Origin of the sequence: Pseudomonas sp. SWRI99 (assembly GCF_014270125.1) — a bacterium.
In the GTDB taxonomy this organism is placed as follows: Bacteria; Pseudomonadota; Gammaproteobacteria; order Pseudomonadales; family Pseudomonadaceae; genus Aquipseudomonas; species Aquipseudomonas hamedanensis.
On the sequence record NZ_JABWQR010000049.1, the window covers coordinates 1 to 20714 of the forward strand.

At 62.6% G+C, this 20714-nt stretch carries 17 protein-coding genes; 9 read left to right on the forward strand and 8 right to left on the reverse strand.

Annotation, left to right across the window (positions count from 1 at the left end):
* Positions 1 to 81: 81 nt before the first annotated feature.
* The 3 genes from HU743_RS26200 to HU743_RS26210 all read right to left on the reverse strand — a co-directional run bounded on the left by HU743_RS26200 (position 82) and on the right by HU743_RS26210 (position 3571).
* Positions 82 to 1464, reverse strand: coding sequence for an MFS transporter (locus HU743_RS26200; protein ID WP_186652192.1), 1383 nt, complete (start codon positions 1462 to 1464; stop codon positions 82 to 84).
* A 125-nt stretch (positions 1465 to 1589) separates the two neighbouring features.
* The gene (locus HU743_RS26205; protein WP_186620588.1) at positions 1590 to 2324 is read right to left on the reverse strand and encodes a helix-turn-helix transcriptional regulator; all 735 of its coding nucleotides are present in this window, start codon (positions 2322 to 2324) and stop codon (positions 1590 to 1592) included.
* A gap of 317 nt (positions 2325 to 2641) precedes the next feature.
* Positions 2642 to 3571, reverse strand: coding sequence for a LysR family transcriptional regulator (locus tag HU743_RS26210; protein WP_186632307.1), 930 nt, complete (start codon positions 3569 to 3571; stop codon positions 2642 to 2644).
* A gap of 165 nt (positions 3572 to 3736) precedes the next feature.
* Between HU743_RS26210 and HU743_RS26215 the strand changes: the two genes are divergently transcribed.
* The gene (locus HU743_RS26215; protein ID WP_186652194.1) at positions 3737 to 4750 is read left to right on the forward strand and encodes a zinc-binding alcohol dehydrogenase family protein; all 1014 of its coding nucleotides are present in this window, start codon (positions 3737 to 3739) and stop codon (positions 4748 to 4750) included.
* Between the two features lie 151 nt (positions 4751 to 4901).
* Entirely contained in the window at positions 4902 to 5075 is a 174-nt protein-coding gene (locus HU743_RS26220) for a hypothetical protein (RefSeq protein ID WP_186547404.1), read from the forward strand.
* A gap of 5 nt (positions 5076 to 5080) precedes the next feature.
* Here the strand turns inward: HU743_RS26220 and HU743_RS26225 are convergent, their stop codons facing one another.
* Both HU743_RS26225 and HU743_RS26230 read right to left on the reverse strand, forming a co-directional pair.
* Positions 5081 to 6277 carry a multidrug effflux MFS transporter gene (locus HU743_RS26225; RefSeq protein WP_186652196.1) on the reverse strand — a complete coding sequence of 399 codons (1197 nt, stop codon included), beginning with the start codon at positions 6275 to 6277 and terminating at the stop codon, positions 5081 to 5083.
* Positions 6278 to 6421: 144 nt separating this feature from the next.
* Complete coding sequence (locus tag HU743_RS26230; RefSeq protein ID WP_186652199.1) at positions 6422 to 6619, reverse strand: cation transporter; 198 nt, start codon at positions 6617 to 6619, stop codon at positions 6422 to 6424.
* A gap of 148 nt (positions 6620 to 6767) precedes the next feature.
* On the opposite strand from HU743_RS26230, the gene HU743_RS26235 reads away from it, so the two are divergent.
* From HU743_RS26235 to cueR, 3 genes are all read left to right on the forward strand, one after another.
* The gene (locus HU743_RS26235) at positions 6768 to 7151 is read left to right on the forward strand and encodes a hypothetical protein (protein WP_186547410.1); all 384 of its coding nucleotides are present in this window, start codon (positions 6768 to 6770) and stop codon (positions 7149 to 7151) included.
* 114 nt (positions 7152 to 7265) lie between these two features.
* Positions 7266 to 9659: a copper resistance metal-translocating P1-type ATPase CueA gene (gene cueA / locus HU743_RS26240; RefSeq protein WP_186652201.1), complete on the forward strand. Its 2394-nt coding sequence runs from the start codon at positions 7266 to 7268 to the stop codon at positions 9657 to 9659.
* Complete coding sequence (gene cueR / locus HU743_RS26245) at positions 9656 to 10069, forward strand: Cu(I)-responsive transcriptional regulator (protein WP_186652203.1); 414 nt, start codon at positions 9656 to 9658, stop codon at positions 10067 to 10069. Before cueA ends, cueR begins: the two co-directional genes overlap by 4 nt.
* Here the strand turns inward: cueR and HU743_RS26250 are convergent.
* The 3 genes from HU743_RS26250 to HU743_RS26260 all read right to left on the reverse strand — a co-directional run bounded on the left by HU743_RS26250 (position 10023) and on the right by HU743_RS26260 (position 13968).
* Positions 10023 to 11231, reverse strand: a complete 1209-nt coding sequence (locus tag HU743_RS26250; protein WP_186652205.1) for an MFS transporter — start codon at positions 11229 to 11231, stop codon at positions 10023 to 10025. The two genes, cueR and HU743_RS26250, sit on opposite strands and share 47 nt — an antisense overlap.
* A gap of 226 nt (positions 11232 to 11457) precedes the next feature.
* Complete coding sequence (locus tag HU743_RS26255; protein WP_186652207.1) at positions 11458 to 12354, reverse strand: PA4780 family RIO1-like protein kinase; 897 nt, start codon at positions 12352 to 12354, stop codon at positions 11458 to 11460.
* Positions 12355 to 12690: 336 nt separating this feature from the next.
* Positions 12691 to 13968: an acetyl-CoA C-acetyltransferase gene (locus HU743_RS26260; protein ID WP_186652209.1), complete on the reverse strand. Its 1278-nt coding sequence runs from the start codon at positions 13966 to 13968 to the stop codon at positions 12691 to 12693.
* A 283-nt stretch (positions 13969 to 14251) separates the two neighbouring features.
* Between HU743_RS26260 and HU743_RS26265 the strand changes: the two genes are divergently transcribed.
* The 4 genes from HU743_RS26265 (at position 14252) to HU743_RS26280 (ending at position 20175) form a co-directional block, all read left to right on the forward strand.
* Positions 14252 to 15604: a 3-oxoacyl-ACP reductase gene (locus HU743_RS26265; protein WP_186652211.1), complete on the forward strand. Its 1353-nt coding sequence runs from the start codon at positions 14252 to 14254 to the stop codon at positions 15602 to 15604.
* Between the two features lie 2 nt (positions 15605 to 15606).
* Positions 15607 to 16461 (forward strand): MaoC/PaaZ C-terminal domain-containing protein, encoded by an 855-nt coding sequence (locus tag HU743_RS26270; RefSeq protein ID WP_186652213.1) that lies wholly within the window; start codon positions 15607 to 15609, stop codon positions 16459 to 16461.
* A 304-nt stretch (positions 16462 to 16765) separates the two neighbouring features.
* Positions 16766 to 18370 (forward strand): collagen-like triple helix repeat-containing protein, encoded by a 1605-nt coding sequence (locus tag HU743_RS26275; RefSeq protein ID WP_186652215.1) that lies wholly within the window; start codon positions 16766 to 16768, stop codon positions 18368 to 18370.
* Positions 18371 to 18504: 134 nt separating this feature from the next.
* The gene (locus tag HU743_RS26280) at positions 18505 to 20175 is read left to right on the forward strand and encodes a ShlB/FhaC/HecB family hemolysin secretion/activation protein (protein WP_186652217.1); all 1671 of its coding nucleotides are present in this window, start codon (positions 18505 to 18507) and stop codon (positions 20173 to 20175) included.
* Positions 20176 to 20714 lie beyond the last annotated feature (539 nt).

The window sequence follows — 20714 nt, forward strand, 5'->3', positions numbered from 1 at the left end:
CGATAGCGGTGTGTCAGTTGAAGAACTCATATCTGGCACACTGCTATCGCGAGCAGGCTCACTCCTACAATTTGACTGTGTTCAGCCAGTGACTTCGGTTTCAGTCAGCTCTTCCAGGGTTTTACCCCGCGTCTCCATCCCGAACAGCCACACCACCCCCGCGGCAACCGCAAAGCACGCCGCGCCCAGCGCGAATACCCCGCCCTGCCCGGTTATCGGGAACACCAGTCCGGTCACCAGCGGCCCAAGCAGCGAGCCGACACGCCCGATCGCCGAGGCAAAGCCCGAGCCGGTCGCCCGTGCTGACGTCGGGTACAACTCCGGCGTATAGGTGTAGAGCACCGCCCACATGCCGAACAGAAAGAACTGCATCAGCAATCCGGTGCCGATCAGCAGCGCAACGTTGCCACCGAATACCGCGCTCTGACCGTAAAGAAACGCCATCACCCCGCCGCCAAGCAACGTGACGATGCACACCGGTTTGCGCCCCCAGCGCTCGACCAGCCACGCCGCCATCAAGAACCCGGGAATCCCGCCGAGGGAAATCAGCACGGTGTAATACACCGATTGAGTCACGGCGAAACCCGATTGCTGCAGCAGCGCACTGAGCCATGAGGTCAATCCGTAGAAACCGAGCAAGGCAAAGAACCACAGGCTCCAGATCATCGTTGTGCGCTGGCGGTACTGTGGCGACCAGATCTGCTGAAGCGCCGAAAAGAAGTTGCCCGGTGGCGTCACCGTGCGTGGCAGCCGCACCGGTTCAGGCAGCGTCGCACCGCCCAATGATGCACGGACGCGTTGCTCAATGCCGTTGAGTACCTGATCCGCGTCTGCCTCGCGCCCGGCCTGTTCCAGCCAGCGCGGTGACTCCGGGATGAAAAAGCGGATCACCAGCACAAACACCGCCGGCACTGCCAGGACCAGGAAGATGTCGCGCCAGCCAATCAGCGGCAGCAGAAAATACGAAAGTACCCCTGCGGCGACAAAACCGAGCGGCCAGAAACCATCCATCAGCGCGATGTAGCGCCCACGCCGCTGGGCCGGGATCAGTTCCGACAGCATCGACTGGGCAATCGGAAATTCCATGCCCATGCCGATCCCCAGCAGAATGCGGAATAGCGTCAGGGTCTCGACCGTTTGCGCGGTCGAACACAGGTAACTGGCCACGCCCCACAACACGATGCTCCACTGGAACACCGGTTTGCGGCCGAAACGGTCGGCCAGCATGCCCGACAACGAGGCGCCCAGCACCATGCCGAAAAAGCTCGAACTGGCGAGCAACCCGGCCTCGGCGCTGCTCAGTCCGAATTCGGCTTTGATGGAACCGAGCAGGAACGTCATCATCGCCAGGTCCATGGAGTCGAAGAAAAACGCCAGGGCAATGATGATGAAAATGATTCGGTGATAACCGCTCAGTGGCAAGCGTTCCAGTCTTTCAGCTGCGCTGAAGCGTTGAGTGTCCATGCGGTGTCCCCCTCCGGAAAAATCCCCGGAACGAGTGTGCGCGATGGTGATTCAGAGGCCGTACTGAATGCGACCTGCCCGCAGCCGTGGACGACGCCGTCCCCGGCCTGACCAGCGCCAACGCTCTATAACGCCACTTCCAGCTCGGTTTCCCGGGCAAAACGATGGATTTCCCGTTGCCCGGCGGCGGTCAGTTGCAGGGCGCGGGAATCGTTGGGCAAGGTCAGCCAGCCGGACTGCATGAACAGTTGCAACAACGCCGCGCCGAGTGAACCGCCCATGTGCGGACGGCGCTCGCTCCAGTCCGGGCACGCGCACGCGACCTGCACATTGCGATGGGCCAGGGCCTGGATGAATACGCCGCGTTTGGCCAACTGGGTCGAACCCTTGTGCGTCACGACCACCCGCTGTTCGAGCTGTTCGATCCAGCCGGCATCGAGCAGGCGCTGATACAGATCGGCCGCCAGTGTGCCGCCCAGATGATCGTCGCAGAAACGCGCGCGCAACAGCGAAGACGGCGCCGCCTGGGGCTTGACCATCGCAGCGGTGCGTTTCAGCGCCGCCGGTATCGCGCGCGGGGCGCTGGCGATGGTGGCGCTGGCCAGTGCCTCGATTGCCGCGCCGACCTCCGGTGCCGCCAGGCGAAAGAAGCGTTTTCGACCGCGTATTTCGACTTTCAACAGACCGCCAGCGGACAGCCGCCCCAAGTGCGCACTGGCTGATGACGGCGAGAGCCCTGCCAGCAGCGCCAGCTCTTCGGTTTGCCGGGCCGAACCATCCATCAACGCCCACATCATTGCGCTGCGCTTGGGGTCGGCCAGCAACGTGGCGATCTGGCTGATGCAAGGTGCATGTTCCATGTGTTCACTCCCTGTTGAATCGTATCGTCTACCGCTCGAAGACATCTTGGCCGGTAATCAGTCAGCGGCCAAGACGCGGAAATCGCCATGGGCCGTGGCAAGGCAGGCCGCTGACGCAACCTGCTCCGGCACAGAACCCGCAGCAGGTGCGCAACCGTCACTTGAGTCCTGGCGATGCAGTGCGAGGGCATCCGGGACGGGGTGTCGGTGCTGGTATGAGGCGGGCGCTAGTATAAGCGGGTTAGGCGCCGAGTCCTGCGCCGGGGCCTGCGCACTTGGTGATTGTTCCTGACAGAAATTTCTCTATTTACCTGCGACTAATGATCAAGTTTCAGGAAAGCGGGAAATTGACTACTCAGTTCAGCGCATCGGCTGGCGAGCATCTCGCGCAAAAGGTTCACCGGCTTACTCAATTGTGCGCGATGGGCGCACAGCAGATTCAGCGGTGCGCGCTCACACAGCAGCTCCGGCATCAGTACTTTGAGGCGCCCGGCCAGCACATCGGTGCCCACGTCGAGCCAGGATTTATAGGCGATCCCGGCCCCGGCCAGCGCCCACAACCGCACGACATCGGCGTCATCGCTGAAGCGATCGCCACTGACGGTCAGACTGACTTCGCGTTTGCCATCATGGAAACTCCAGTGGTCATGAACGCGGCTGCCGAGCATGTACAGCAGGCAGTTGTGCTGGGCCAGTTGCTCGAGCTGGCGGGGTTCGCCATGCCGCGCCACATACGCCGGTGAAGCACACAGCACCCGGCGGTTGTGCGCGGCGATGGGCAAGGCCACCAGCGTGGAGTCTTCCGGCTCGCCATAGCGCAAGGCGATGTCCACCGGCTGGCGAAACAGGTCGGCGATACGGTCGCCCAGTAACAGGCGTACCGTCAGTTTCGGGTGCTCGCGCTGAAATTCGTCGAGCCAGGGCAACAGCAGGTTGCGCCCGAAATCCGAGGGTGCCGACAATTGCAGAACCCCGCTGACCTGATCCTGCCCGCTGGCCAGCCAGCGCCGGCCCTCATCGAGATTGCCCAACGCCGCCCTTGCGTATTCGAGAAAGCCCTCGCCCTCGGCCGTCAGGCGCAGGCTGCGGGTCGAACGCGCCAGCAACCGCGCGCCGAGCTGCTGTTCGATCCGTTTCAACGCTGCGCTGGCCACGGCAGCGGACATGTCCATCACCCGCGCCGCCGCCGACAGGCTACCGAGATCCGCCGCACGGACAAACAACTGCAAATCATCGAAACGCAGCATCCTCAGCCTCGATTATCAAAAAAATATTGAAAGAGACTGCTCTTTTAGCCGGTTTTATCCTGCAGAGAAATAGCCAATGATGGCCTCATCGAATTCCACCGCTGTCCTGGTCAAGTGCCACGGCGCAATTGTCTGATTTGTTCTATTACCTGTACGGAGCCACCCATGAAAGCCATCGCCTATTACGCCTCGCTGCCCATCAGCGACACCAACGCCCTGCAAGACATCGAACTGCCAGAACCGGTCGCCGGCCCGCGCGACCTGCTGGTGGAAGTCAAAGCCATCTCGGTCAATCCGGTCGATACCAAAGTGCGGCAGAACGTGGCCCCGGAAAACGGCGCGGCGAAGGTGCTGGGCTGGGACGTTGCCGGTGTGGTCAAGGCCGTGGGCAGCGATGTCACCCTGTTCAAGGCCGGCGACAAGGTGTTCTATGCCGGTTCGATTGCCCGGGCCGGAGGCAACAGTGAATTGCACGTTGTCGATGAACGCATCGTCGGCCATATGCCCAAGTCCCTCGGTTTTGCCGACGCCGCCGCCCTGCCACTGACCGCCATCACCGCGTGGGAGCTGCTCTTTGAGCGTCTGCAAATTCGTGAGGGCAACAACGATGAAAACCAGCGCCTGCTGATTGTCGGCGCAGCGGGTGGGGTGGGCTCGATTCTTACCCAATTGGCCAGGCAGTTGACGGGGCTGAAGGTGATCGGCACGGCCTCCCGCGAGCAGACTCGTGACTGGGTCAGCAAACTGGGCGCCGACCTGGTCATCGATCACAGCCAGCCGCTGAGCAAAGAACTGAAACGCGCCGGCATCGACAGCGTGACCCACGTCGCCAGCCTGACCCAGACCGATCAGCATCTGCCGCAACTGGTCGAAGCCCTCGCGCCGCAAGGCAAACTGGCGCTGATCGACGATCCGAAGTCGTTCGACATCAGCCTGCTCAAGCGCAAGAGCCTGTCGCTGCACTGGGAGTTCATGTACACCCGCTCGCTGTTCGAAACGCCGGACATGATCGAACAGCACAAGCTGCTCAACCGCGTCGCCGAGCTGATCGATGCCGGCACCTTGAAGACCACCGTGGGCGAGCACTTCGGCACGATCAATGCGGCCAACCTGCGTCGCGCCCACGAACTGCTGGAAAGCGGCAAGGCCAAGGGGAAAATTGTTTTAGAAGGTTTCTGAAAACACAAAACCTCGCAGTCGCTGCTCTGCCAGAGCGGCTGCGAGGTTTTTTGCCGTCAGTCAGTTGCCTGACCCTTGTCACAATTGCGCGCGTATTGAGGTCTACAATCGAAGCCTCTGCGATACATCTTTTACGCAAGGGAGGTCAGCAATGAAGATCCTGATAAAAGAAGTGGCAAAGTCTCAATGGCAGGTTCGCCTGGACCAGCACGTCGTGACCTTTCGCAGTGAAGCCGAGGCTTTGGCCTTCACTCGCACCCTCGAAGCGCGACTCTGCGCACCCCATCGAATCCCCGAACACAGCCAGCAGCGCGCTGCTGGCTGAAGCGTTCAAACCTGGGCCTGTGCCAGTGCCCGGGCATTTTGCAGACGTCGAGTGAGCAGCGCGACGCTCACTACCAGCAAACCGCACAGGCTGATGACCACGGCCATCGGCACCGCGCTGCCGTCGTGCAACACCCCCACCAATGCTGCTGCACCGGCGGCGATGCTGAATTGCAGGCAACCGAGCATTGCCGACGCGCTGCCGGCGCGCGCGCCCTGGCCGTTCATCGCGCACGCCGAGGCGTTGGGGATGATGCAGCCGAGGCTGGCGATGCAGATAAACAACGGAATCAGCAACGGCCACAAGGCATCAGGATGCATCGCGCTGACCGCCAGCAACGTCAGCCCCGCAAGGAAATACACCCACACTGCACGCACCAGCAAAAACGCCGGGCCACGTTTGGCCAGCAGGCGTGCGTTGACTTGCGCGACCAGAATGAAACCCGCCGCGTTGGTGCCGAACAGCCAGCCGAAATGCTCGGCCGGTACGCCGTACAGCTTGATGAAGACAAACGGTGAACCGGCGATGTAGGCAAACATCCCGGCGATGGCGATGCCGCCGGTCAGGGCGTGGCCCAGATAAACCGAATCCTTGACCAGTCGCGTGTACTGACGAAGCGCACCGGACAAGGGCTGGCGCGGCATGTGCGCCGGCATGCTTTCCGGCAGACCGAGCGCTACCGCCAGCCCCGCCAGGGCACTGAACCCGGTCAAGACCAGGAAGATCGACTGCCAGCCCGTGGTGTTGACCAACAGGCCGCCAAGCATCGGCGCCAGAATCGGTGCCAGGCCCATCACCAGCATCAGCTGCGAAAAGACCTTGGCCGAGCCCACCGCATCGCACTTGTCACTGACCACGGCCCGGGAGATCACCATACCTGCGCAGCCGCCCAGTGCCTGGACGAAGCGCGCGCCGATCAGCCATTCGAGATTGGGCGCGTAGGCGCAGGCCAGCGACGCCAGGGTGAACAGGCCGACGCCGCTGAGCAGCGGAATGCGCCGACCGAACCGGTCTGCGATCGGACCGTAGGCCAGTTGGCCCAGCGACAGGCCGAGGAAATACGCCGCCAGCGTCAGCTGAACATGCTGCTCATCAGTACCGAACGCCAGCGCCATGGCCGGAAATGCGGGTAAGTAGAAGTCGATCGCCAAGGGACCGAAGGCGCTCAAGACGCCGAGTATCAGAATCGTACGGAAGTTCATCAGGCATCCAGATGGGCAAGTCGCAGCCCGACAGTCTAGCTGCGCCCGGACGCCTTGAACATTCCGATAGCTCGCTAACGATCAAAAAGCACAGCTTACCTGTGACAAGGGAGCTTGCTCCCTCACCACAGGGTTTGATCGATATCAGGCGAGTTTGACCTCATACCCTTCTTCGCGAATCGCTTCGATGACCTGATCGGCACTGAGCGCACTTTCGACGCCGACCTCTTTTGCTGACAGATCGACGCGCACACTGGCCGCCGGATCCATCGCCTGCACCGCCTCGGTAATGGCTCTGACGCAGTGGCCGCAGGACATGCCTTGAACGTTGAACACTTGCATGGAAAGACTCCTTTGAGTGAGGTTGCCGGCAGTGTCGAGCTTGCCACGATGGCAAGGTCAAGTTCTGCGCAAAACTGCCGGGCTGGCAATCGGCGCCGCGCTCGGCCAAGCTGCGTACATCAATGACTCGAATTCAGGAGATTCAGCCATGCGCTGGTCAGCTTTGAGCCTGTTTGGCTTGCTCAGCCTTTTCGCCGCCGTCCCCCAGGTGCAAGCCGCCGGTGAGGATTACGCGGTGCTGATCATTTCCCGCGAGCGCCTGGAAGTGGCGACGTCGTGCGAGATCGGCGTGTACATTCAGGACCAGCTCTCGGCACGCCTGTTTCAGGAGCAGAGCACCTCGTTCAATTTGCCGCCGGGCAAGGTTTCGCTGCGCTTGAAACTATTGCCGGGCCAGGCACCGGGGTGCAATCCCGGAATGCTGGCGCCGGGCTCGCAGGAAGTCGTACTGCATGCCGGTGATGTGCTGAAGTACCGGTTGGCGATGAATGCTGAAGGTGTTTACCTGAAACGAGCCGATCTCGGTTATTGAGGTTCAGATCGTTCCCACGCTCTGCGTGGGAACGATCTGACCGAAAATTGGCGCTTGACCTTGCCCGCGTGGCAAGGTTGATCCTGTAGGCAATTTCTACAGGGAGCGTGACCGATGTCCGAATCCATCACTTTCGATCTGCCGATTGCCGGCATGACCTGCGCCAGTTGTGCCGGGCGCGTCGAGCGGGCCTTGAGCAAAGTCAACGGCGCCAGCGCCGTCAGCGTCAACCTCGCCACCGAACAGGCGCGGGTACAGGCGCCCGGCGACAGCCTGCCGGCGCTGATGCAAGCGGTGGAGCGCGCCGGTTACAGCGTGCCTCGGCAAACCCTTGAACTGAGTATCGACGGCATGACCTGCGCATCCTGCGTCGGTCGCGTCGAACGCGCCCTGAAAAAAGTCCCCGGTGTGAACAGCGTCAGCGTCAATCTGGCCAATGAACGCGCCCATCTCCAATTGCTCGGTCAGGTCGATGCGCAAACCCTGCTCGATGCGGTGAGCAAGGCCGGTTATTCCGCCAGCGTCTGGCAAGCCGAACGCTCGCAGTCGGATGATCAACAAAAACGCCTGCACCGCGAACGCTGGGCGCTGATCTGCGCGATCGCCCTCGCCCTGCCGCTGGTGGCCCCGATGCTGCTGCAACCGTTCGGCATCCATTGGATGCTCCCGGCCTGGGCGCAATTTGCCCTTGCCACGCCCGTGCAGTTTATCTTCGGCGCGCGCTTTTACGTGGCGGCGTGGAAAGCCGTGCGCGCCGGCGCCGGCAACATGGACTTGCTCGTCGCCCTTGGCACCAGCGCCGGTTACGGCTTGAGCCTGTACGAATGGGCCACCGCGGGCGAGCGCATGCCGCATCTGTATTTCGAAGCCTCGGCGGTGGTCATCGCCCTGGTGTTGCTCGGCAAATACCTTGAGAGCCGCGCCAAGCGCCAGACCGCCAGCGCCATCCGCGCGCTGGAAGCATTGCGCCCGGAGCGGGCGATTCAGGTGATCGACGGCCGCGAGCAGGACGTCGCTATCAGTGCCCTGCGCCTCAATGATCTGGTGCTGGTCAAACCCGGTGAGCGCTTCCCGGTCGACGGCGCAGTCATCGACGGCCAGAGCCACGCCGACGAAGCACTGATCAGCGGCGAGAGCCTGCCAGTGCCGAAACAACCCGGCGACAAGGTCACCGGCGGCGCCATCAATGGCGAAGGCCGCTTGCTCGTGCGCACTCAGGCGCTGGGCGCAGAAACCGTTCTGGCGCGCATCATTCGTCTGGTGGAAGACGCCCAGGCAGCGAAAGCCCCCATCCAGAAACTGGTGGATAAAGTCAGCCAGATCTTCGTACCGACGGTCTTGCTGCTGGCCCTTGCAACGCTATTCGGCTGGTGGCTGTATGGCGCGCCGCTGGAAACGGCGCTGATCAACGCCGTTGCCGTTTTGGTCATTGCTTGCCCCTGCGCCCTCGGTCTCGCCACCCCGACGGCGATCATGGCCGGCACGGGCGTTGCCGCACGCCACGGCATTCTGATCAAGGACGCCGAAGCGCTGGAGCGCGCCCATGAAGTCAGCAGTGTGGTGTTCGACAAGACCGGCACGCTGACGTCGGGGACACCGCGTATCGCCCACCTCACGGCGGTCGATGGTGACGAAGACGATTTGCTGATTCTCGCCGGCGCCCTGCAACGTGGCAGCGAGCACCCGCTGGCCAAAGCGGTGCTGGACGCCGCAGCCGAACGCGGCTTGAAGGTGCCGGATGTCAGCGACAGCCAGTCGCTGACCGGTCGCGGTATCGCCGGCGATCTTGCTGGCCGGCGTCTGGCGCTGGGCAATCGCCGGATGCTCGACGAAAGCGGTTTGAGTGCGGGTTGCTTGAGCGAATCAGCCGAGGCCTGGGAACACGAAGGCCGCACGCTGTCCTGGCTGATCGAACAACGTCCGGACCCGAAAGTGCTGGGCCTGTTTGCCTTCGGTGACACGCTCAAACCCGGCGCACTGCAAGCGGTGCAACAACTCGCCGCACGGAATATCCACAGCCACCTGCTGACCGGCGACAACCGCGGCAGCTCACGTGTGGTGGCCGAAGCCTTGGGCATCAGCAATGTCCACGCCGAAGTGCTGCCAGCCGACAAAGCCGCAACCGTCGCCGAGCTGAAGAAAACCGGCGTGGTTGCCATGGTCGGCGACGGCATCAACGACGCACCGGCACTCGCAGCGGCCGACATCGGTATCGCCATGGGCGGCGGCACCGATGTCGCCATGCACGCGGCCGGCATCACCCTGATGCGCGGCGATCCACGTCTGGTGCCGGCGGCACTGGAGATCAGCCGCAAGACCTATGCGAAGATCCGCCAGAACCTGTTCTGGGCCTTCGTCTACAACCTGATCGGCATTCCGCTGGCGGCGTTTGGTTTGCTCAACCCGGTGCTGGCCGGCGCGGCCATGGCGCTGTCGAGCGTCAGTGTGGTGAGCAACGCGCTACTGTTGAAAACCTGGAAACCCAAAGACCTGGAGGAGCACCGATGAACATCGGCCAAGCAGCCAAGCACAGTGGCCTGAGCGCAAAAATGATCCGTTACTACGAGTCGATCGGGTTGCTCAAGGCAGCGAGTCGCACTGACAGCGGTTACCGGGTCTACGGCGCTGATGACCTGCACACGCTGGCGTTCATCAAGCGCTCGCGGGACTTGGGCTTTTCCCTTGAGGAGGTCGGCAAGCTGCTGACCCTGTGGCAGGATCGCCAGCGTGCCAGCGCCGATGTGAAAGCCCTGGCGCGGCAGCACATTGACGAGCTGAACCAGAAGATCCGCGAACTCGGCGAGCTGCGCGATACCTTGCAGGATCTGGTCGAGCATTGCAGCGGCGACCACCGCCCGGACTGCCCGATCCTCAAGGAACTGGCGTCGGGCTGTTGGGCGCAACCCGCTCGCGCCTGAGCGCCAGCGCCTTCAGCGCACAGAGGGTGCCGAGGGGAATGCCATGGAACAACATGACCACGGCCCCCGGCGTCCACCACGCATGGAACGGCGCGGCAATCAGCATGCCGATGCCGAAACCGGTCATTTGCAGCAGGGTCAGAACGCTGAAAATCGGCAGGCGCAGGGCCGCCGGTTCGCGTTGCAGACGAGACAGTAGGCTCACTTCGGAAATGCCGTCGCCCAGCCCCGCCGGCAAGGCAAACAGCAACAGACCGTAGAGGCTATGTTGCTGAAACATCAGAATGAAACCGCACGACATCAGCGCCACGCCGCAGAAAAACCGTCGTTCGAGATGGCGGTTGTCCGAGCCTTTCAGGCGACTGGCGATGCGCGCGCCGAGCAGTTTGCCGCTGGCCCACACGGCGAGCGCCAGGCCCAATGTGGTACTGGCCGCGTCCGGGGTAAGCAGCTTCGAAATGATCGGAAAACCAACGTTGTGCGCGGCGCTGCCCAATGTATCGGCCATCGTCACTGCAAGCATGGCAGCGACTACCGGGGCACTGCGCAGCCCCTGCTTGAGGGCCGTCCATTCACCGCGCTCGGCGGCGTCGCTGACCATCGGCTTTTCAAAGCGCAGCGGCACGATCAGCAACGCTGCCAGCAAATAGGTCAGGGCATTGAGGGCGAACACCGTCTCGAACCCAAACCCCGCCACCAGCAACCCCGACACCAGACTGCCGCCGACCATCGCTGCGGATGAGGCCGAGGTGATCCAGGCGTTGGCCTTGAGCAACTCCTGCTCGGGGATCAAACGTGGTAGCTGACTGTTCAGGCCGATGGCGAACATCGAATTGCCCAGGCCGAGGCCAAAGGCAATGAACGGCAACAGCCATGCCTGCTGACTGGCCGGTACGATCAAGAGCATCCCCAGCAGGGCAGCGCGCAATAGGTCGAAAGCAATCAGCGGCGCGCGACCCTGCCAGCGTCGGTAAAACCACGTGCTGATCAGGCTGGCCAAGATTCCGCCCCCGACACGACTGGCGAGGAAAATGCCGACGCTCATGGCGCTGTTGCTCAGCAGGTAGACATAGGTGGCGAGCGCGACCATGTTGAGGAACGCGCCAAAATCGGAGATCAGCCGGGCACTGACGATCAGGTGGGTGTTGCGCGAGGTGGTCACATTCAGTCCTTGAGTGTGCGAAGGTCGGTCAGATTCCCATACAACTTTCAGCAACACCACAAACCCCTGTAGGCCTTCGCCTGCTCGCGATAGCGGTGTATCAGCTAATACAGTGTTGATTGATCCACCGCTATCGCGAGCAGGCGAAGGCCTACAAGGATCGGTGGTGTTAACCAATGGCGCAGGTACAAAAAACCCGGCCGAAGCCGGGTTTCCCGTCAAACAATCACTGCATCCACGGTGGTGGAGGCGGTTCGTCGGACTTGCCTTTCGGCGCATCATCCGCCGCGCGAATGGCCTGCTTGCGTTCCTCGTCGAGACGCGCCGCTTCGATTTCGCGGAGCACCCCGCCGACATCGGCCAGGTCGTCCGGCTCGTCGAACTCACCAGTCAGCACACTGTTCGGGTGCAAGGTGCCGGCTTCGTACAACGCCCACATTTCCTTGGCGTACTTGGTCGTCTTCAACTCCGGCGCGAAACGCCCGAAGTACGCAGCCATGTTGCCGACGTCACGCTCGAGCATGCTGAACGCGTGGTTGTTGCCCGCCGCGTCGACCGCTTGCGGCAGGTCGATGATGACCGGGCCGGTGGGTGTCAGCAGCACGTTGAACTCGGAGAGGTCACCGTGCACCAGACCGGTACACAACATCAGCACGATCTGCGAAATCAGGAAGGCGTGATACTCGCGCGCCTGATCCGGTTCCAGCACCACGTCGTTCAGACGCGGGGCGGCGTCGCCGTATTCGTCAGCCACCAGCTCCATCAACAGCACGCCGTCGAGGAAGTCGTACGGTTTGGGCACTCGCACACCGGCACCGGCCAGACGGAACAGCGCCGCCACTTCGGCGTTCTGCCAGGCATCTTCGGTCTCTTTGCGACCGAACTTCGAACCCTTCGCCATGGCCCGGGCCTGGCGGCTGTTGCGAACCTTGCGGCCTTCCTGATACTCGGCCGCCTGGCGGAAACTGCGTTTATTCGCCTCCTTGTAGACCTTGGCGCAACGTAACTGATTGCCGCAGCGCACTACATAAACAGCTGCTTCTTTACCACTCATCAGTGGGCGCAGCACTTCGTCGACCAGACCGTCCTCGATCAGGGGTTCAATGCGTTTTGGAGTCTTCATCAGCTTTTATTGTGGGTCCTTTATTACCAAACACGCGAATGTCACTCGTTATACGGCAATCCTCGCCCGACGGGGAGGGGTTGCCGACCTGTGAACCATGAGGATGCACACACTGTGCCGGATCAAACGCGGTCAAGCCGCAGCGACCGATACGAATCATAGCCGAGACCGTGACATTGATTGGTATCGGCCGGCAAGGGCATTTGCGACAGAATCTGACATGCCACGGTCCCCCTGTAGGCCTTCGCCTGCTCGCGATAGCGGTGTATCAGTTGAAAAGTTCATCGCATGACATACCGCTATCGCGAGCAGGCGAAGGCCTACAGGGGATAGTGCTTAACGTTCGATGATGGCGGTGACGCCCTGCCCGCCCGCCGCACAGATCGAGATCAACCCCCGCCCCTGGCCAGCCGCATCCAGCAGTTTCGCCAGATTAGCGACAATCCGCCCGCCCGTTGCGGCAAAGGGATGCCCCGCCGCCAGCGAACTGCCCTTCACGTTAAGCCTGCTTCGGTCAATCGAACCCAGCGGCGCGTCGAGGCCCAGACGGGTTTTGCAGTATTCCGGATCCTCCCAGGCTTTCAGCGTGCACAACACCTGCGCAGCGAACGCTTCGTGAATCTCGTAGTAATCGAAGTCCTGCAGGGTCAGGCCATTGCGCGCCAGCAAGCGTGGCACGGCGTAAACCGGCGCCATGAGCAAGCCTTCAGCGCCGTTGACGAAGTCCACCGCTGCCGCCTCGCCGTCACGCAGATAAGCCAGGATCGGCAGGCCACGCTCTCTGGCCCACTCTTCACTGCCCAGCAACACCACGGAAGCACCATCGGTGAGCGGCGTGGAGTTGCCCGCCGTCAGCGTGCCCCTGGCGCTTTTCTCGAACGCAGGTTTCAGCGTGGCGAGCTTTTCCAGAGTCAGGTCCGGGCGCAGATTGTTGTCGCGGGTCAGGCCCAGGAACGGTGTCATCAGATCGTTGTGCCAGCCCTCGCTGTAAGACGCGGCGAGTTTGTGGTGGCTTTCGAAAGCCAGCTGATCCTGTTCTTCCCTGGGGATATTCCAGGTCTGCGCCATCAATTCACAGTGCTGCCCCATCGACAGGCCCGTGCGCGGTTCGCCGATACGCGGAAAGTCAGGGATCAGGTGCCGGGGCCGCAATTGCAAAAATGTTTTCAGCTTGGCGCCCGTACTTTTGGCGTTGTTGGCTTGCAGAAGGATTTTGCGCAAGCCTTCGCTGACGCTGATCGGCGCATCCGAGGTGGTGTCGACGCCGCCGGCAATGCCGCAGTCGATCTGGCCGAGGGCGATCTTGTTGGCCACCAGTAACGCCGCTTCCAGGCCAGTGCCGCAGGCTTGCTGGATGTCGTAGGCCGGCGTGGCCGGAGACAGGCGCGAGCCGAGTACGCATTCGCGGGTCAGGTTCATATCCCGTGACAATTTAAGCACCGCCCCCGTCACCACTTCACCGATGCGCTGGCCATGCAGGTTGTAGCGTTCGATCAGCCCTTCGAGCGCGGCGGTGAGCATCGCCTGATTGCTCGCCGTGGCGTAAGGTCCGTTGGAACGGGCGAAAGGGATGCGGTTACCGCCGATGATCGCGACGCGGCGCAGCTGGGTCATGGATAACTCCTGTGAGATTTGCGGGTTCACAAACAACCCCTGTAGGCCTTCGCCTGCTCGCGATAGCGGTTTATCAGGCAACTACCATGTATCTGACCTACCGCTATCGCGAGCAGGCGAAGGCCTACAGGGGGACCGGCGTTGTTTCTGAATTTGTGTCTGGCAACAAAACTGCCGCAGCCAAACTACTCTGCTAATCCAGCGTAGGCCTTATTGCACCGATCGAACGATTGATTGCCGTGGGCAGTCCACACTTTGAACCCCAACCTCTGGAGCGCGTTCCATGTCTGACCGCTATATCGACTTCGCCAACTCATCCTTCGGCCATCGTCTGGTCGGGGCCCTGGGCCTGCCGTCGCCGGTGCGGCTGGAGCGCTGGCAGGCCGGGCGCCTGCGGCCGATTGAAGGCGCCCTGCTGATTGGTGGCGGGCCGCTGGCCGAGCGGGTCAGCGCGCTGGCCAGCCGGCTGACCGATGCGATCTACAGCTATGGCACCGAACCGTCGATGGCGACAGCGTGGATTCCCGGCCACGGCCCGAAGCTAAAGGCGGTGGTGTTCGATGCCAGCGACTTGCAGCACACCGATCAGCTCAAGCAGTTGCGTGAATTTTTCCAGCCGCTGATGAAGAATCTGGAGCACAGCGCGCATCTGCTGATTCTCGGCCGCGCGCCGGAAACTCTACGCGATCCGTTCGCCGCCAGTGCGCAACGAGCGCTCGAAGGCTTCTCGCGTTCGCTGGCCAAGGAACTGCGTAGCGGCGCCACATTGCAGCTGATTTATGTCGGCGACGGGGCCGAGGACCAACTGGAAGGCCCGCTGCGGTTTTTCCTCTCGCCGAAAAGCGCATTCGTCTCCGGGCAGGTGATTCGCCTGAGCGCCTGCGCCACCCAAGTGAGCGACTGGACCCGACCGCTGGCCGGGCGCAAGGCGCTGGTCACAGGCGCTGCGCGCGGGATCGGCGCGTCGATTGCCGAAACCCTGGCGCGCGATGGTGCCGACGTCATTCTGCTCGACGTGCCGCCCGCCAAGTCTGACCTCGAAGCCTTGGCTGCGCGCCTCGGTGGCCGCGCGATCACCCTCGATATCTGCGCCGATGACGCCGCCACGCAGTTGATCGAACAGCTGCCCGACGGGCTCGACATTCTGGTGCACAACGCCGGCATCACCCGTGACAAAACCCTGGCCAACATGACCCCGGAATTCTGGGACGCGGTGCTGGCCGTCAATCTCAACGCCCCGCAAGTGCTGACCAAGGCCCTGCTCGACAGCGGTACCTTGCGCGACAACGCGCGGGTCATCCTGCTGGCCTCGATCAGTGGCATCGCCGGCAACCGCGGGCAGACCAACTACGCCGCAAGCAAGGCCGGTTTGATCGGCCTGGCCCAGGCGTGGGCGCCGACCTTGCTGGAGCGCGGCATCAGCATCAACGCCGTGGCCCCGGGCTTCATCGAAACGCAAATGACCGCGCACATTCCGTTCGGCCTGCGCGAGGCCGGGCGGCGCATGAGTTCGCTGGGCCAGGGCGGCTTGCCGCAAGACGTCGCCGAAGCGGTGGCCTGGCTGGCTCAACCGGGCAGCGGCGCATTCACCGGGCAAGCGTTGCGGGTATGTGGACAAAGCGTGCTGGGGGCTTAGGCATGAGTATTCAATGGCACACGCTGGACCGCGAACCGAGTCTGCCGGGGTTGTACACACGGGCCGCGACACGCCGCAAGATCACTGGCACGCAGTTGCCCGACAGCGGCTTGCGTTGCTGGGTCGATATCGACGCTACACGGCTGACGGCGTATCGCAAGGTCTGCGGCTTCGCCGATGACGGCCTGCTGCCGCCGACCTATCCGCATGTCCTCGCCTTCGCGTTGCAGATGCAATTGCTCACGGCCAACGACTTTCCCTTTCCGCTGCTTGGGCTGATTCACCTGAGCAACCGTATCCGCGTGTTGCGGCCCATGGGCGGCATCAGTCGCGCGCAAGTCAGCGTGCTTGTGCACAACCTGCAGCCACATCCCAAAGGGGCGACGTTCGATCTGCTGACTACGCTGGACGATCAGCTCGGGCCGTTATGGGAAGCAGACAGCCGTATGCTCTGTCGCGGTGTGAAACTTGAGGCCGAGGCGCCTGCCCAGGACTGGGAGCCGTCGCAGGATCTGTTGGACGTGGCGCACTGGGCCGCGCCGACAGACATCGGTCGTCAATATGCAAAAGTGTCCGGCGACTACAACCCGATCCACCTGAGTGCCGCGAGCGCAAAGCTGTTCGGCTTTCCCACCGCGATCGCCCATGGCTTGTGGAACAAAGCGCGTACCGTCGCGGCACTCGCCGATCATCTGCCCAAAGCCAATCTGGAGATCGCTGTGCACTTTCGCAAACCGGTGCGACTGCCCAGCGAAGTGACATTGCTGGCCAGCGCGGCGGGGTCCAGCGGCGAGTTGCGTTTGATCGGCGTCGGCGACCTGGAGCATATGGTCGGTCAGTGGCAACCGATCGCCTGAACTTTCGAGGCCATAGAAACCCGTTAATTGTGTATATATCACTTAAGTTTTTCCTCGACCTGCCCGCGCTTTTGCAAAACCCCGAGCCTTGAATTTCAAGGCTTTTTTTTGCCCGTTTATCACTTGGGCATTAGTCCTTCGGCATTGCGCCGGGCCCTCTATATAAACGGGTTAATACCAACTTGAGAATGGTGCAAAACCTGCCATCGCCTGAGATTACAGCCACGGACGAGGCATCGCCGACGACAGATCGGCGGGCCATCGAAGGCAACGTAACGTTGTGACAGGTGCAGGAATCTCAATCATGAAAACTCAAGTGATGTGGTCCAAATCAGCAATCGCTCTGGCCTTGATTCTTTCTGTCGGCCTCGCCGGCTGCAGCAGCGGCGGTGGCGGCCATCGCAGCAGTTCGGGCAGCTCGACTGCCGACGGCACGGCGGGCACCGGAGGTACTGGTGGTACCGATGGTTCCGGTGGAACAACAGGGGGTGATACCGCAGGCACTGGCGGAACCGGGGGCACGGGAGGAACTGGCGGTGGCACCGCCGGCACCGGCGGAACCGGCGGAACCGGGGGCACTGGCGGCGGTACTGGCGGCGGCACCGATCCCACCAATCCAACCAACCCGACAGACCCGACCGATCCAACCAACCCGACCGCCCCTTCGCTGGTCACCACCACGCTGGTGCAGGACGTCGGCAAAACCGTCAGCGGTGTCGGTGATGGCGTCGGCCAGATTGGTGACTCCCTGAGCACTGTCCCGGTGGTGGGCGGCGTTGTACAAAGCGCGGCCAACACAGCGGGTAACGTCGTCAGCACACTCGGCGATGGCGTCACCAACGGCATCGGCAAACTGGCCACAGACCCTAAAGGCCTGACCACTACCGTGGCTTCGGTCGGCGGCGTGGTTTCGGATGTCGGCGACGGCGTGTCCGACCTCAGCGGCAAGCTGGCGACGGCTACCGGCAGCGTTCCGGTGGTCGGTGGCGTCGTCACCAGAGTCGCGCCGGTACTCGATGGTGTCGGCGTCAAAGTCACCATGCTTGGCGATACCCTCAACACCACCCTCAGCAACGGCCCGACCAGCCAGTTGACCAACAAGGTCGGCAGCGGTCTGGTGCCGGTGATTGCCATGGTCGAAAGCACCACCGACAAACTCGGCGATGCCACAGGCCTGGGTGATCCGCTCAAAGGGGTGATGTCGAAAGTCGGCGGCACCGTGAACGGCCTCGGCGGCAAGGTCACCCTGGCCGGCAACGGCAATGCCCTGACCAACACCCTCGGCGGCGCGCTGGCCAATACCGGCACCGCGGTCGGCAAAGCGGGCGGTCTGGTGTCCAACGGCACTGGCTCCGGCACTGGCGGAATTGGCGGCGGTCTCGGTGGCACCGGCCTGCTGCAAACCGTCGGCGGCGCGGTGGTCAACGTCGGCAGCGGCCTGAATGCCGGCAGCACCAGCGGCGTGGTCAGTGCCGGCGGCGTCACCGCTGGCGGCCTGGGCAACACCATCGCCTCCCTCAACACCGTACTCGGCGGCTCGGGTACGCCGATCACTGCAACCACTTCGCCATTGGCTACCGTGGGCACCGCTCTCGGTGCCGGCCTGAATCCGGTGACCAGCGCAGTGACAACCGTGACGCAACAAGTCGGCGCCGCGACCGGTCTCGGCACGCCCGTCGCAGGCCTCACCGGTCAAGTGGGCGGAGCGGTCAGCAGCCTCGGCGGCGCCATTGCCGCCACGAACAACCCGGTCACCACTGCGGTGGGCGGTCTGGTCACGAACGTCGGGGGCACCGTGGCGGCGGTCGGTGGCCTGGTCAACAGCGGCACTGCCACTGGCGGTACAACCGGCGGTCTGGGCGGTGTGCTCGGCGGCCTGACCGGCGCGCTGGGTGGAACTCAACGCTAAATTGCACCTGGCCGATTCGACGGCCTTACCTACAGCGCCTACGCTTGGTTGAGGGCGGAAGATTCCCACGAGTCTTCCGCCTTTTTTCTTAGGAAAAGTCAGCCCAATGCTGTGCCCTGACCATGGAGTGTCCTATGCGCGTACTGGCATCCCTGCTGTGCCTGAGCCTCAGTTCCGCTGCCCTCGCCGACACCTTGCCCAGCTTCCTCAACAGCAACGAAACCACCCGCAACCTGCCCGTTCCCAACCTGCCCGCCGACGCCTATCGCCCGAGTGCGGCGCCGCTGCAAGTGCCGGACCCCGGCGCAACCTCCGCGCAGCCATTGCTGATGGAAACCAAGGTCAATCTCAAGACCGTGCAGATCGAAGGCGGCACGCTCTATCCGCTCGATGAACTGGCCGAAGTCTACAAACCCCTGATCGGTCGCCAGGCCAGCCTCGCCGACCTGATCGAAGCCACGCGCAACATCACCCGCCGCTATCAGCAGGACGGCTACCTGTTGTCCTACGCGTTTTTGCCACAACAGAACTTCGACGAAGGCGTGGCCCGCGTGGTGCTGGTGGAAGGCTACGTGCGCGATATCCAGATGCAGGGCGATGTCGGCCGGGTCAAAGGCCTGCTCGATAAACTCGCGGCGAAAATCCAGGCCGAACGCCCACTGACCCGCAAGACGTTCGAGCGCTACACCACGCTGATGAGCCGCATCCCCGGCGTGACGCTGCAAGCGCAAGTGCCGCCACCGGGCACCACCGACGGCGCCACCACTTTGGTCGCCCAAGCCAGTCGCAAGCCGTTCACCAGCACCCTGAGTACCACCGAAGACAACCGCAACGGCCCGCAGGCCTTGCTCGGGATCAGCAGCAATTCGCAGACTTCAATGGGCGAGCAACTGACCCTCAGTGGCCTGTTCCCGCCGGGAGATGACAAAGAGCATTACTACCGTCTCGACTACAGCCAATTCCTCGACGCCGAGGGCACGCAACTCAACGTCTCGGCCTCACGTTACCGCGCCGATCCCGACACCGAAGTGCTGGTGGGCGGTGGCGGACGCCTGAGTACCCACCGCGAAAACGATCGCTACTCGATCGGCTTCAGCACGCCCCTGATCGCCTCGGCCAACGAACTGCTGACCGCCGGCTCACGCCTGTATGCGGTTGATGACAAGACACGCTACGACGGCATCAACTTTCCCTTCAGCACCGAGTTGCGCACCGACGTCCGCGCCCTGGCCTTCGAAGGCGACTGGCGCAAGGCTGACGCCCGGCAGTTGCGCATCCTCAGCGCTGGCGTGTACCAGGGCTTCGACAGCCTCGGCGCGCACACCAACTACGACGACATCGACCTCGATTTCTTCCGCGTGCGCCTGTCCGGCGTGCAGAGCGACAAGTTCCTCGACAACTGGCAAGGCGTGTTGTCAGCAGCGTTGTACTGGAGCGACGACACCTTGCCGGACAGCGAACGAGCGGTGTTCGGCGGGCAAAACTTCGGCCGCGGCTACCCGGACGACCAGGCTTCGGGCGACAAGGGTTGGGGCGTGGCCTACGAGGTCAACTACAGTTTCAACCGCGACGGCAATTGGCTGCGCATCCTGCAACCCTACGTGGTGCTCGACCGCTCGCGCAGCTGGTTCAACCAACTGCCGGTGCAGGCCAACAACCTGTCCTCAACCGCCGTCGGCCTGAGGTTCGGCGATGCCAAGTACTACAACGTCGCGCTGGAAGTGGCGAAGGCCATGTCGGATGAAGCGTTGGACACGTTCAATCGCAAGCCGCGGTACAGCATCAGTTTCAGTTATCAGTTGTAGGTACTGTCGGGGGGGCTGAGGAAGCGGTGTACTCAACTCCTGAAACACCGCAAAACCCTGTGGGAGCTGGCTTGCCAGCGAAAGCGTCCATTCAGCAAACATTAATTGCGCTGACAGGCCGCCATCGCGAGCAGGCTCGCTCCTACAGCTTTGATCGTGTGCATCCAGCAAGAAACAGGTCGGCTGTCAGGCCGCCTTCGCTGGCAAGCCAGCTCCCACAGGAATGATGTACATCTGGGAGAGATCGGTTGGCTGTCGGCCGCCATCGCGAGCAGGCTCACTCCTACAGTTTTGATCGTGTGCATCCAGCAAGAAACAGGTCGGCTGTCAGGCCGCCTTCGCTGGCAAGCCAGCTCCCACAGGAATGATGTACATCTGGGAGAGATCGGTTGGCTGTCGGCCGCCATCGCGAGCAGGCTCACTCCTACAGTTTTGATCGTGTGCATCCAGCAAGAAACAGGTCGGCTGTCAGGCCGCCTTCGCTGGCAAGCCAGCTCCCACAGGAATGATGTACATCTGGGAGAGATCGGTTGGCTGTC